Origin of the sequence: Streptomyces sp. NRRL WC-3618 (assembly GCF_001280005.1) — a bacterium.
Lineage (GTDB): Bacteria > Actinomycetota > Actinomycetes > Streptomycetales > Streptomycetaceae > Streptomyces.
On the sequence record NZ_LGDW01000325.1, the window covers coordinates 1 to 13,597 of the forward strand.

Annotated in this window: 10 protein-coding genes and 1 riboswitch; of the genes, 2 read left to right on the top strand and 8 right to left on the bottom strand. The window is 71.6% G+C overall.

Annotated elements, in window-relative coordinates:
- The 8 genes from ADL01_RS24305 to ADL01_RS24340 form a co-directional block, all read right to left on the bottom strand.
- A partial coding sequence (locus ADL01_RS24305; RefSeq protein WP_199834917.1) for a cob(I)yrinic acid a,c-diamide adenosyltransferase occupies nucleotides 1-240 on the bottom strand: 240 nt, incomplete at its 3' end.
- Nucleotides 240-2,297, bottom strand: a complete 2,058-nt coding sequence (locus ADL01_RS24310; RefSeq protein ID WP_053744145.1) for a putative cobaltochelatase — start codon at nucleotides 2,295-2,297, stop codon at nucleotides 240-242. The genes ADL01_RS24305 and ADL01_RS24310, both read right to left, overlap by 1 nt.
- On the bottom strand, nucleotides 2,294-5,950 hold the full coding sequence (gene cobN, locus ADL01_RS24315; protein ID WP_053744146.1) for a cobaltochelatase subunit CobN: 3,657 nt from the start codon (nucleotides 5,948-5,950) through the stop codon (nucleotides 2,294-2,296). Before cobN ends, ADL01_RS24310 begins: the two co-directional genes overlap by 4 nt.
- Entirely contained in the window at nucleotides 5,947-7,482 is a 1,536-nt protein-coding gene (locus tag ADL01_RS24320) for a cobyric acid synthase (protein ID WP_234354772.1), read from the bottom strand. The genes cobN and ADL01_RS24320 overlap by 4 nt, the downstream gene beginning before the upstream one ends.
- Entirely contained in the window at nucleotides 7,482-8,420 is a 939-nt protein-coding gene (locus ADL01_RS24325; RefSeq protein WP_053744147.1) for a cobalamin biosynthesis protein, read from the bottom strand. Before ADL01_RS24325 ends, ADL01_RS24320 begins: the two co-directional genes overlap by 1 nt.
- Before the next feature lie 97 nt (nucleotides 8,421-8,517).
- A riboswitch (cobalamin riboswitch) is annotated at nucleotides 8,518-8,661 on the bottom strand.
- A 175-nt stretch (nucleotides 8,662-8,836) separates the two neighbouring features.
- The gene (locus ADL01_RS24330) at nucleotides 8,837-9,058 is read right to left on the bottom strand and encodes a hypothetical protein (RefSeq protein WP_053744148.1); all 222 of its coding nucleotides are present in this window, start codon (nucleotides 9,056-9,058) and stop codon (nucleotides 8,837-8,839) included.
- 40 nt (nucleotides 9,059-9,098) lie between these two features.
- Nucleotides 9,099-10,346: an inorganic phosphate transporter gene (locus ADL01_RS24335; protein ID WP_053744149.1), complete on the bottom strand. Its 1,248-nt coding sequence runs from the start codon at nucleotides 10,344-10,346 to the stop codon at nucleotides 9,099-9,101.
- 144 nt (nucleotides 10,347-10,490) lie between these two features.
- Nucleotides 10,491-11,261: a lysozyme gene (locus ADL01_RS24340; protein ID WP_234354773.1), complete on the bottom strand. Its 771-nt coding sequence runs from the start codon at nucleotides 11,259-11,261 to the stop codon at nucleotides 10,491-10,493.
- Between the two features lie 205 nt (nucleotides 11,262-11,466).
- On the opposite strand from ADL01_RS24340, the gene ADL01_RS24345 reads away from it, so the two are divergent.
- A complete protein-coding gene (locus ADL01_RS24345) occupies nucleotides 11,467-12,195 on the top strand; it encodes a class II aldolase/adducin family protein (RefSeq protein ID WP_053744150.1) in 729 nt (242 codons plus the stop codon).
- Between the two features lie 137 nt (nucleotides 12,196-12,332).
- Entirely contained in the window at nucleotides 12,333-13,460 is a 1,128-nt protein-coding gene (locus ADL01_RS24350; protein WP_053744151.1) for an alpha/beta hydrolase family protein, read from the top strand.
- The last annotated feature ends 137 nt before the right edge of the window (nucleotides 13,461-13,597 follow it).

The following is a 13,597-nucleotide window of genomic DNA, read 5'->3' on the forward strand; positions in this document are numbered from 1 at the left end:
CGACCCGCTGGCCCCCAGCACCCGAAGCGAGTTCTCTTCCCCCACCTTCCACTTCGCCGACTTGACGAACTGGAACACCCCGATGGGCCACCCCTGATTCCAAGCCCGCAGAGCAAGCCCGAAAGCGGCGGTCGACTTGCCCTTCCCGACCCCGGTATGCACCACGACCAGCGGCCGATTACGCCGCTGCCTGGTCGTCAGCCCGTCCTCCGGCACGACACTCGGCTGTCCCTGTGGCATTACGCGACCCTCCTGTTGCTCTGCCTGTCACCCTGTACGTCCCTGACCAGCCCGGCGATCGAATCGGCCCGCAGCTCATCCAGTGTCACAGCGGTACCCCCCAGGTCACCGGCGAGCTGAGCGGCCAGCCCGAGCCGCACCACGCCCGACTCGCAGTCGACGACGACCGAGGCGATCCCCTCGGCCGCGAACAACCGAGCCGCCCGCGCCCCGAACGCGACCGGCTCGGGCCCTCCGGTGGCCCGCCCGTCCGTCACGACCACGACGAGCGCCCGCCGCGCGGGATCCCTGAGCCGCTCGACCCGCAGCACGTCATGCGCCTTGAGCAGCCCGGCGCCGAGCGGCGTCCGCCCACCCGTGGGCAACGACTCCAGCCGGGCAGCGGCCGCGTCGACCGAGGAAGTCGGCGGCAACGCGACCTCGGCCCCCGCCCCGCGAAACGTCACGAGCCCCACCTTGTCCCGCCGCTGATACGCGTCGAGCAACAACGACAGCACCGCCCCCTTGACGGCACTCATCCGCTGCCGGGCCGCCATCGACCCCGAGGCGTCGACGACGAACAGGACCAGATTCCCCTCACGCCCCTCCCGGGTGGCCTGCCGAAGATCGTCCCGCCGCACGACCAGCCCACGCCCGACCCGACCCCGCGCCCGCTGATGCGGCGCGGCGGCCTGCACGGTGGCCGCCAAGTGCAGCTTGGTGAGCGCCCCTTGAGGCCGCCGGGACCCCGTCGTCCGCCCCCGCTCGGTACGCGCCCGCGACCGCCGCCCGGCCGCCCCCTCACCGACACCGGGCACACTCAGCACCTTGGTACGAAAGGGCTCGCCGGCCCGCACGGGCTGCTGCTCACCGGAACCGCCCCCCGACTGCTGCGGCACCCCGCCCTCCCCGGCCTCGGGCTGCGCACCGGCGTCGTCCCCCTGCGGCCCGTCGGACTCCGGCGCCTGGCCACCGCCACCCCCGGGCCCGTCCGACCCAGGATCGGGATCACGGTCAGGATCAGGATCCTCGTCGTCACCCTGACCCTCACCCCCACCCGAACCCTGTCCGCCGAACTCCTCCAACGTCTCGTCGAGCTTGTTCTCGTCAAGTCCGGGCGCGTCAAAGGGATTCCGCCGCCGCCGATGCGGCAGAGCGAGCAACGCGGCCTGCCGGACATCCTCGGCGAGCACGTCGGTACGCCCCGCCCAGGCGGCCAGTGCGACGGCGGTGCGTGCCATCACGATGTCGGCGCGCATCCCGTCCACCTCGAAGGCGGCACAGGTCGCGGCGATCTGCCTGAGCGCCCCGTCGCCCAGCCGCACCGACGGCAACAACTCCCGCGCGGCGACGATCCGGGCCCGTACGGCGGACTCTTCATCGGCCCACCGGGCGGCGAACCCGGCGGGATCGTCGTCGTACGCCAGCCGCCGCCGGACGACCTCCACCCGCTGGTCGGGCTCCCGCGAGGCGGCGACCTCGACGGTCAGCCCGAACCGGTCGAGCAACTGCGGCCGCAGTTCACCTTCCTCGGGATTCATGGTCCCGACCAGCAGGAACTTCGCCGCATGCCGTACGGAGACGCCCTCACGTTCGACGTAGGAGGCACCCATGGCGGCCGCGTCCAGCAGCAAGTCCACCAAGTGGTCGTGGAGAAGATTGACCTCGTCGACGTACAGGATCCCGCGATGCGCGTCGGCGAGCAGCCCGGGCTCGAACGCCTTCACGCCCTCCGCGAGCGCCCGCTCGATGTCGAGGGCCCCGACGAGCCGGTCCTCGGAGGCACCGACGGGCAGCTCGACCATCCGGGCGGCCCGGGACGCGGAGGCCCCGGCCTCGTGCGGCCCATCGGGACATGCCGGATCGGGCGCCCCGGGATCACACGAGAACCGGCAACCGGCGACGACGTCGACCCCGGGCAGCAGCACCGAAAGGGCGCGCACGGCGGTGGACTTGGCGGTGCCCTTTTCGCCACGAACCAATACACCACCCACTGCCGGCGAGACGGCGTTCAGCAGCAGCGCGAGCCGCAGATCGTCCTGGCCGACGACGGCCGTGAACGGAAACGGGGTACTCACTTGTCGTCACCTTCCAGGTCGCCTTCGAGCTCCAGGTAGGTCGCCCGGAGCCGCTCGATCGTGTCGGCGTCGGGCTCGGCCCACAACCCACGGTCGGCAGCCTCCAGCAGTCGCTCGGTGATGCCGCGCAGCGCCCAGGGGTTGGACTTCCGCATGAAGTCCTGGTTCTCCGGCGAGAAGACGTACTCCGCCGACAATTTCTCGTACATCCAGTCGTCCACGACTCCGGCCGTGGCGTCGTACCCGAAGAGGTAGTCGACGGTCGCCGCCATCTCGAAAGCACCCTTGTAGCCGTGCCTCCTCATGGCGCTCATCCAGCGAGGGTTGATCACCCGAGCCCGGAACACCCGGTGCGTTTCCTCGCCCAATGTCCGGGTCTTCACCTGGTCGGGAGTCGCGGAGTCCCCGACGTACGCCTCGGGGCTCGCCCCCGTCAGGTGGCGCACCATAGCGACCATGCCGCCGTGGTACTGGAAATAGTCGTCGGCGTCGACAAGATCATGTTCTCGCGTGTCGACATTTTTCGCCGCCACCGCGATCCGCCGGAACGCCGTCTCCATGTCCCCCCGGGCCGCGCGCCCATCCAGCCCGCGCCCGTACGCGTAACCGCCCCACACCGCGTACACCTCAGCCAGATCCGCATCCGACCGCCAGTTGCGCGCGTCGATCAACGGCAGCAGGCCGGCCCCGTAAGCCCCCGGCTTCGACCCGAAGATCCGCGCCGTCGCCCGCCGCCGATCACCATGCTCCGCGGCATCCGCCTCCACATGAGCCCGTACGAAGTTGGACTCGGCCGGCTCGTCCAGTTCCGCGACCGCCCGCACCGCGTCGTCGATCAGCCCGACCACGTGCGGGAACGCGTCCCGGAAGAAGCCGGAGATACGCACCGTGACATCGATACGAGGCCGCCCCAGTTCCTCCACCGGCACCACCTCGAAGCCGGTCACGCGGCGCGACGCGTCGTCCCACACCGGACGGCAGCCGAGCAGCGCCAGGATCTCGGCGATGTCGTCGCCCTGGGTCCGCATGGCCGACGTACCCCAGACCGTCAGGCCGACGGACGTCGGGTACTCGCCGTTGTCGGTCAGGTACCGCTGCACGAGCGAGTCGGCGAGCGCCTGTCCGACCTCCCAACTCAGCCTGGACGGAATGGCCTTGGGGTCGACAGAGTAGAAGTTGCGGCCGGTCGGCAGGACGTTGACGAGTCCGCGCGTGGGCGAACCCGAAGGTCCCGCCGGGACGTAACCGCCGTCAAGTGCCTTGAGGATGTGGTCGATCTCGTCGGTCGTCCGGGCCAGCCGGGGCACCACCTCACGGCAGGCGAACTCCAACACCGCGACGGCGTCCGGCAGTTCGAGACCCAGTACGTCCCGTACGAGGGCGGGAACCGTCGTGGCGTCCCATGCCCGTTCCTCCATGCCCTCCGCGAGCCGTCGGCACAGCTGCTCCAGCAGATCGATCGCGTCGGCGGCCGAACGCGACGGCCCCTCGACGAGATCCGTCAGCTCGATCGGCAGCTTCACCGGAGCCCCCGGCTCGGCCAGCAGCTCCTTCTCGACCAGCCCGTAGTGCTGGGCCAGGCAGGCCCGCAGCCCCGGCAGCGCGTTCGCCGTGCCGCCCCACACCTGCGAGGCCCGCAGCACCGCCAGGACGAGGTTCACGCGTGGCTCGGCCTCCGGGCCGCCGCCGAGGATGTGCAGTCCGTCGCGGATCTGCACGTCCTTGATCTCGCACAGATAGCCGTCGATGTGCATGACGAACTCGTCGAACGCGTCGTCGTCCGGCTGGTCGTCCACATGCAGGTCGTGATGCAGCTCGGCCGCCTTGACCAGCGTCCAGATCTGCGCGCGCACCGCCGGCGCCTTCGTCGGGTCCAGGTCGGAGACGAGCGCGTACTCGTCGAGGAGCTGCTCCAGCTTCGCCAGGTCGCCGTACGTGTCCGCGCGCGCCATCGGCGGTACGAGGTGGTCGACGATCGTGGCGTGCCCGCGTCGCTTGGCCTGGGTGCCCTCGCCGGGGTCGTTGACGATGAAGGGGTAGACGAGGGGGAGTTCGCCGAGCACGGCGTCCGGCCCGCACCCCTTGCTGAGCCCGAGTCCCTTGCCGGGCAGCCATTCCATGGTGCCGTGCTTGCCCATGTGGACGACCGCGTCGGCGCCGAAGGAATTCTCGAGCCAGCGGTAGGCCGCCATGTAGTGGTGGGAGGGCGGCATGTCGGGGTCGTGGTAGATCGCGATCGGGTTCTCGCCGAAGCCGCGCGGCGGCTGGATCATCACGACGACGTTCCCGAACTGGAGGGAGGCCAGGACGATGTCGTCACCGTCGACGTACAGGGAGCCCGGAGGCTCGCCCCACGCCTCCAGCATGCCGTCCCGCAGCTCGCTGTCCAGCGTGTCGAACCACGCCTGGTAGTCGGCCAGCGGCACGCGCGCGGGCGCGGCGGCGAGCTGGTCCTCGGTCAGCCACTCCACGTCGTGGCCGCCGGCCGCGATGAGCCGGTGGATCAACTCGTCGCCGTTGTCGGGGTATTCGGTGAGCGAGTACCCGGCGGCGCGCAGTGCGTCCAGCACCCGTACCGCCGACGCGGGCGTGTCGAGGCCCACCGCGTTGCCGACGCGCGAGTGCTTGGTCGGGTAGGCGGTGAAGACGAGCGCGAGCCGTTTCTCGGCGTTCGGCTTGTACTTCAACCGGGCGTGCCGTACGGCGATCCCGGCGACGCGCGCGGCCCGCTCGGGGTCCGCGACGTACACGGGTACGCCGCCGGGGCCGTCCTCCTTGAAGGAGAACGGCACGGTGATCAGCCGGCCGTCGAACTCGGGGATCGCGACCTGCATCGCCGCGTCCATGGGGGAGAGGGCGGCGTCGGAACCGTCCCACGTGGCCCTGGACGAGGTGAGGCAAAGCCCTTGCAGCACAGGCACATTGAGGTCGGCGAGCGCCCCGATGTCCCAGGCCTCCTCGTCACCGCCGGCCGACGCCTCCGAGGCGTGCGTACCGCCGGCGGCGAGGACCGTGGCGACCAGGGCGTCCGCGCCGGCGAGCAGCTCGTACAGGCCCGCGTCGGCGCCGCGCAGTGAACCGCAGTACACGGGAAGGGCGTTGGCGCCCCGCGCCTCGATCGCCTCGCACAGCGTGTCGACGAACCCGGTGTTGCCGCTGAGCTCGTGGGCCCGGTAGAAGAGCACTCCGATGGTCGGACGGCCGTTCTCCCGCGCGTACGAGCCGTGCGTGCCGTACTCGGGCATCTTCTGCGGCTCGACGAACCCCTCACCGGTCAGCAGCACGGTGTCGGACAGGAACCGCGCCATCTCCACGAGGTTGGCGGGCCCGCCCTCGACGAGATACCGCAGCGCCTCCGCGACCACACCGGCCGGCACCGACGACTCGGCCATCAGCTCGGCGTCGGGCACGGTCTCCCCGCCGAGCAGCACGGTGGGCACACCGGACGTCTTCAGGTACGCGAGCCCGTCCTCCCAGGCGCGCTTGCCGCCCAGCAGCCGTACGACGGCGATGTCCGCGCCCTCGACGAGCGCGGGCAGCTCCTCCGCGACGTCCACCCGGGTCGGATTGCCGATCCGGTACGAGGCGCCGGTGGCGGCCCGGGCCGCCAGCAGGTCCGTGTCGGCGGTCGACAACAACAACACTGTGCTCATGCGGGCGCTCCCGGTGGAATGAAAGGCAGTCCTTGTGGCGCGCCCGACTCGATGAGCCGCCAGAGCGCGTCCGTGTCCGCGTGCTGTTCGATGAGATCGCCGAGCAGGTCGAGCTGTTCCTCGCGCAGCGCGGCGAAAGAGGTGTCGGCGGCCGGTACGAAGCGGCGGCCCGCGGCGGCGGCCACCTCGCGCAGGAACGCCCGCCGGAACCCGTCGGATTCGAGGGAGCCGTGCCAGTGCGTACCCCAGACGCTGCCGACCCGGCAGCCGTCCAGGAAGGTCTCCCCGCCGGTGACTTCGGCGACCCCGTGATGGATCTCGTACCCCTCGACGTGTTCGCCGAGGGCGCTGCCGACGGGTCGGGTGAGGGTCTTCTCGCGGGCGAACCGCACCCGTACGGGAAGGACCCCGAGCCCCTCGACATGGCCCTGTCGGCTCTCGACCTCGTCCTCGATGTGCTCGCCGAGGATCTGGAAGCCGCCGCAGATGCCGAGCACGGGCCGTCCCTCGGCGGCCCGGCGGGTGAGGGCGTCGGCGAGGCCGCGCTCCCGCAGCCACGCCAGCGCCTTCACCGTCCCACGCGTCCCCGGCACGACGACGAGATCGGCGTCGGCCAGTTCCTCGGGCCGGTCCACGAACCGCACGACGACACCGGGTTCGGCGGCGAGTGCGTCGACGTCGGTGAAGTTGGACATCAGGGGGACCGCGCACACGGCGACCCGCAGCACGTCCTCCCCGACGGGCGGGGACACGGTGGACTCGCGGACCGTCCCGCGCAGCGAGACGCGCAGCCCGTCCTCCTCGTCGATACCGAGGCCGTGCCGGAAGGGCAGCACACCGTACGTCGGCCGTCCGGTGAGCCCGAGGAGCATGTCGAGCCCCGGTTCCAGCAGGGACACGTCTCCCCGGAACTTGTTCACGAGGAACCCGGCGACGAGCGCCTGGTCCTCGGGAGACAGCAGGGCGACCGTTCCGAAGAAGGAGGCGAAGACCCCGCCGCGGTCGATGTCGCCGACGACGAGCACCGGGAGCCGGGCGTTGCGCGCGATTCCCATGTTGACGATGTCGGTCCGCCTGAGGTTGATCTCAGCCGGGCTCCCGGCCCCCTCACAGATCACCGCGTCATACGTGCCCCGCAGTTCGGCGAGGCACTCCAGCACGGTCCCGAGAAGTCGCTGCTGTCGCCCGCCGTGATACCCACGGGCGCTCATCTCCCCCACGGGCTTGCCCATGAGCACGACCTGACTGCTCTGGTCGCCCCCCGGCTTCAGCAGGACGGGATTCATCAGCGCGGTGGGTTCCACGCGGCACGCCTGCGCCTGCATGGCCTGCGCCCGCCCGATCTCGGCACCCTCACGGGTGACGAAGGAGTTGAGGGACATGTTCTGCGCCTTGAACGGCGCGACCTTGACCCCCTGCCGCACCAGCCACCGGCAGATCCCCGCGGTGACGACGCTCTTGCCGGCGTCGGAGGTCGTCCCGGCGACGAGCAGACCGCCACCGAGGGCCCCACCACTCATGGAATGCGTCATCAGGTACGCCCCTTCATCAGGGCCCGCGCGGCGACGCTGACGCCGAGTGCGAGCAGACCGACGCGACGGGACAGCCGTACGGCCCGCTCGATGTCGTGCACCTCCACGGAACGCCCCTCCTGGTTCAGCACCGGCCGGTGCTCGACCCGTCCGCCGTAGGACAGGGTCCCGCCGAGCCGCACGCCCAGGGCGCCCGCGAAAGAAGCCTCCACGGGCCCGGCGTTGGGGCTCGGATGCTTGCCGGCGTCGCTCCGCCAGGCCCGTAGGGCGCCGCGGGGATCGCCACCGGTGAGGGTGGCCAGTACGGCGGTGAGCCGTGCTCCCGGCCACCCGGCCACATCGTCCAGCCGGGCGGAGGCCCACCCGTACCGCCGGTAGCGGGCGGACTTGTGCCCGACCATGGCGTCCAGGGTGTTGACGGCCCGGAACCCGACCAGTCCGGGTACGCCACCCAGGGCGCCCCAGACGAGCGCGCCCACGACGGCGTCGGAGGTGTTCTCGGCGACGGACTCGACGACGGCTCGGGCGATGCCGTCGGAGTCGAGCGCCTGGGGATCCCGGCCGCAGAGATGCGGCAGCCGCTTCCGCGCTCCCTCGAGGTCGCCGGTCTCCAGCGACCGGCCGACGGCCCGCGCCTCCCGGCCGAGGGAGGTACCGCCGACGACGGCCCAGGTGGCGGCGGCGGTGAGCGCGACGGAAGCGGTACGGGACGGACGTACGAGGCAACCGGCCGCTGCGGCAAGGGAGACGGCGCCTCCCGCGCACACGGCGGTGTGCAGGGCGCCCCATCCCCGGTGATCCCGCCACAGCAGTTGTTCGACGGCGCCGGCGGCCCGCCCGAACGCGGCGACCGGATGCCCGCGGCGAGGGTCGCCCAGGATCAGGTCACCGAGGAGTCCGGCGGTGGCGCCGTACGCGAAGACGCGATCGGCACGCATCGGCTCAGCCGGCCGTGGGATCGGGCAGCGATCTGGTGCTGTACCTCGAACGGCAGCCGAGCATGGCGATATGTCCTCACTCAGGGTGTCCACGCCCTGGTTCGACGAGACCGGCGGCAAGAGTTCCTGGCTCCCGGGGTTACCTACCCCGGTGACAGTGGCGGGACCGCGCCGGATTCACACCGGCTTCCTCTTCTGCTGCCGTACATGGCCCCGGCAGTCCACCACGGGCCCGGAACACCCGTCAACTTGCCGTTGACCTGGACAGGAAGACTGTGCTGAGCCCCACACCGCACCCGGATCAGGGCGATGAACGCCCGCCCGCGGACGGCCGAACGCCCGCCCCGCCCACGGCCACCGACAAGGTGGCCACGGGCGGAACGGGCGCCAAGGACGTGGACGGGGTCCTTCGGGCCTCAGGCCACGATCAGATGGATCCCGTACGCCACCACAGCCGCGCAGACGGCGAAGCACGCGTACGCGCCGGTGACCGCCGCCCCCGCCGACTCGCCCTGCGCGAGGGCGCGTTCGCGGCGCGAGAGTCCGACGATGCCCAGGGTGAACACGCCCACCATGGCCACCGTGATGACGAGACTGACGCCGAAGACGGAGCCGAGGGCTGCCCAGTCGATCTTCATGTTGCTTCCTTCTGCTTCTCGCTCGGACCGGGAGCCGGACTCAGAGGGCCGTGGCCGACGGCTTCGCCGTGACCTCGGCCGGGGCGGGGATGGTGGCCGTCAGGCCGTCGGCGACCGTGCCGGCCGGCGGCGGGGTCACGGCGGCGATGGCCGTCGTGACGACGCCCGCGGGCTCCGTCTCGCCCTCGACGCCGTTGACGTTCGTGTGGTCGATCACCTCGCGGCGCGACACGACCCAGATCGCCGCGCTCGAAGCGATGAGGAAGACGGCCACCACAGCCGTACCCCAGTCGCCGAAGCCGGTGACGTACTCCGCGAGGGCACCGACGAGCGCCGCGGCGGGCAGGGTCAGCCCCCACGCCACGAACATCCGCGTCGCCGTCGACCAGCGGACCACGCCGCCCTTGCGGCCGAGGCCCGCGCCCATCACCGACCCCGACACCGAGTGCGTGGTGGAGAGGGAGAAACCGAGGTGGGAGGAGGCCAGGATGACCGTCGCCGCGCTGGTCTGGGCGGCGAAGCCCTGCTGGGGCTGAAGGTCGGTCAGGCCCTTGCCCATCGTACGGATGATGCGCCAGCCGCCGAGGTACGTGCCGAGCGCGATGGCCAGGCCCGCGGAGAGGATGACCCACACCGGGGGATCGGAGTCGGGGGAGACGGCGCCGCCGGCGACCAGGGCGAGGGTGATGATGCCCATCGTCTTCTGCGCGTCGTTGGTGCCGTGGGCCAGCGAGACCAGGCCGGCGGAGGCGATCTGACCGGCCCTGAAGCCCTTCTCCGCCGCCTTGCCCTCGGCCCGCCCGGCGCCGAGTGTGTACGAGAGCCGGGTCGCCAGCATGGCCGCGATGCCCGCGACCAGCGGGGCGGCGATCGCCGGGATCAGCACCTTCGTCACCAGCACGTCGCCGTGGACGGCACCCGTTCCGGCCGAGGCGATGGTCGCACCGATCAGACCGCCCATCAGGGCGTGCGAGGAACTGGACGGAAGCCCGACCAGCCAGGTCAGCAGGTTCCAGAGGATCGCTCCGACCAGCGCCGCGAAAATGACCTCGGGACGGATGCCGCTCTCGTCCACGAGGCCCTTGGAGATCGTGTTGGCGACCTCGACGGAAAGGAAGGCGCCCACGAGGTTGAGCACGGCCGACATGGCGACCGCGACCTTGGGCTTGAGCGCACCGGTCGAGATGGTGGTGGCCATCGCGTTGGCGGTGTCGTGGAAACCGTTCGTGAAATCGAACGCAAGCGCGGTGACGACCACGATCGCGAGGATCAGCGAGAAGCTTTCCATTTACCCAGATTTCTTCCGTACGGTATTGGCTGTTGGACCGTAGGCAATCTGAATGAACGGAAGATGAACTGACGGGGGATGGCGGATGACCGAAAACGGGGCGCCGCTCCAACGGAGCCGCAGAGCGAGCGACGCCCGCGCTCGTCACCCCTTCGCCAACCGCCTGAGCTGGGCAAACGACCCGTTGAAGAGATTCTGGTCACCCGGCAGTGAGCCGCTGTTGTCGTACTGCCAGAAGGTCCAGGACTGCCAGCCCCCTGCGGGCAGCGCCCCCGCGTCCGCCGCGTCGTAACGGGCCAGCCACAGGGAGTGCTTCGAGGTGAAGGCGCTGCTGCTGTTCGTGCAGGTGTTCCACCAGTGGGCGGTCGTGTAGATCACCGGACGGCGGCCGGTGAGCCGGCTGACCTCGTCGCTGAACGCCGTGATCCAGGTGGCCATCCCCGCCTTGCTGAGGCCGTAGCACTTCTGCCTGCCGTACGGGTTGTACTCGATGTCGAGCGCGGGCGGCAGCGTCCAGCCGTCCGCGCGCCAGGCCCCGCCGTTGCGCACGAAGAACCGGGCCTGGGTGACGCCGGACGACCTGTCCGGCAGGGCGAAGTGGTAGGCGCCGCGGATCAGGCCCGCGGCTCGCGAACCGTCGTACTGCCGGCCGAAGTAGGGACTGCGGTAGGTGTGGGACTCGGTCGCCTTGACGTAGACGAAAGTGGCGCCGTTCGCTTTCGCGGACTGCCAGTCGACGTCCTTCTGGTGCGCCGAGACGTCGTTCCCGCGAGGTTCCCCCGCCGCCGAGACCGGAGCCCCCGTCAGGAGGCTTCCCCCGAGGGTGATCGCCGCCGCGGTGGCCGCGAAGGCCCGTAAGCGGCGGCGTGACGGTTTGCGGTGGACGCGTGCGAACAGGGTGCGATCACTGGCCAATGTTTCCCCCCGGAATGGCTGCGCGGAATGGCCGCGCGCGAGGCAAATCTCCAGGAGGCTACTGGAAGATCGTCATATCTCCGGCGGTCCCCGATCAAAGCGCGCCTATACGCCGATGTGCACGCGTACGCGCCCTTACGGCCACCGGAGTTGCCGCCTACAGTGCCCTCGCCCGGTCACCGACCGTGCCTGGCAGGATCAGGGCATGGCTGAGCAGCGACGCGACGGGCGGGACGAGCGGGACGACCTGCGGGGAGCGGGTGCGGCGCAGGGGGACGCGGTGCCCGAGGGGACGGCGCGCGCCTGGGCCGCGCTCGTCGCGACGGCCCGCCGCACGGTGGCCGACGGTCTGGTCGTCGGCACCTCCGGCAACGTCTCCGTGCGCGTCGGGGACGGGGACACCGTCCTGATCACCCCCTCCGGCGTGCCCTACGACCGGCTCGCCCCCGAGGACGTCGTCGGCGTCGACCTGACCGGCCGCCGGCTTTTCGGCACCCTTACCCCGACGAGCGAACTGCCCATGCATCTCGCCGTCTACCGCGCCACCGACGCCCGCGCCATCGTCCACACCCACGCCGTCCACGCGACCGCCGTCTCGACGCTCGTACGAGAGCTGCCGCTGATCCACTACATGGCGGGCGACCTCGGCGGCCCGGTCCGCGTCGCCCCGTATGCGACGTACGGCACGGCGGAGTTGGCCGAGAACACGCTCCGCGCCCTGACCGGCCGCACCGCCTGCCTCCTCCAGAACCACGGCACGCTCGCCCTCGGCGCCACCCTCGACCAGGCGTACAACCGCACCGCCCAGCTGGAGTGGATGTGCCGCGTCTGGCTGACGGCGTCCTCCGTGCCCGGTCTGTCCCCCACGCTGCTGTCGGAGGAACAGGTGAGCGAGGCGGCGGAGCGGCTCAAGGGGTACGGGCAGCGGGGATAGCCGGGGACAGCGGAGACAGCGGGCGCAGCGGGGGAGGAGCCCGCCTTCTGCGCTGCCTTCACCACGTTCACCACCTTCACCACTTTCGCCCCGTCCTCCCGCTGGCCGTCGGAGCGCTCCGCAAGGAGACTGGGTCCGTGCGCCCAGTCACCGCGACGGCCGCTGCCGTCACCGCAGCCCTGGCAGCCGGCGCCGCCAGTGTCGCCGCCGGCCGTTACGCCAGCGACGCCGCGCTCAAGGCGCCCCCGGGCAGGCCCCTGCCCACCGAACCCCGGCTCACCGTGCACGCCACCGCCGCCGGCCGGGTCGCCCTCACCCGCACCCTGGCCTCCCAGCGCCCCGGCGTCTACGGCCTCGCGGGCGACGGCATCCACGCGGTCGTCGGTCCCGTCCTGGGCCACGCCACCCACTCCGCCGACACCGTCGTACGCCGCCTCGAACGGGTCGCCCACGGCACGCTGGAACCCCGCGACAAGGTCTGGCTCACCCCGAACGTGCACAGCGGCGACCCCGGCACCGCTCTCGGACTCGAACACCTCGACATCGAGATCCCCGGCGAACTCGGCGCCCTGCCCGCGTGGTTCGTGCCCGGCGCCCGCAGCACCTGGGTGATCACCGTGCACGGCCTCGGTGCCACCCGCGAGCACCCCCTGAACGTCCTGCCGTTCCTGCACCGCCAGCAGTTCCCGGTCCTCGACCTCGCCTACCGGGGCGACCCCGGCGCCCCCCGGCCCCAGGACGGCCTGGGCCACCTCGGCGAGACCGAGTGGCGCGACCTCGACGCGGCGATCCGCTACGCCCTGCGCCAGGGCGCCGAGCACGTCGTCCTGTACGGCTGGTCCACCGGCGCCACCATGGCCCTGCGGGCCGCCGCCCGCTCCGCGCTGCGCGAGCGGGTCTCCGGGCTGGTCCTGGACTCGCCGGTGCTCGACTGGCAGACCACCCTGCGCGCCCTCGCCACGGCCCGCCGCACCCCGGGCGCGCTGCTGCCGCTGGCGGTACGCGCCGCCCAGGGCCGCGCCGGGCTGCACGGCGGCACCGCTCAGGAGGCCGCCGACCCCGCCCGGCTCACCGTCCCGGCTCTGATCTTCCACGGCCCCGCCGACACGATCGCCCCATGGACCCCCTCGCGTCGCCTCGCGGCCCGCCGCCCCGACCTGATCACCCTGCACCAGGTCCCGGACGCCCCGCACGGCGCGATGTGGAACGCGGACCCTTCGGCGTACGAGGAAACCCTGCGGCGCTTCCTGACCCCGCTCATGTAGGCGGCCCACCGGTTGTGGCGACCCGCCGACTGTCCGTCCGGCGAAACGCCAGGTCCGCACCCCATATCCCATGCGTCGCCCCTTGACGAACCTCGTTCCGTTTAAGGCTGGACCACTGGCTTGAACACCCCCCTGGG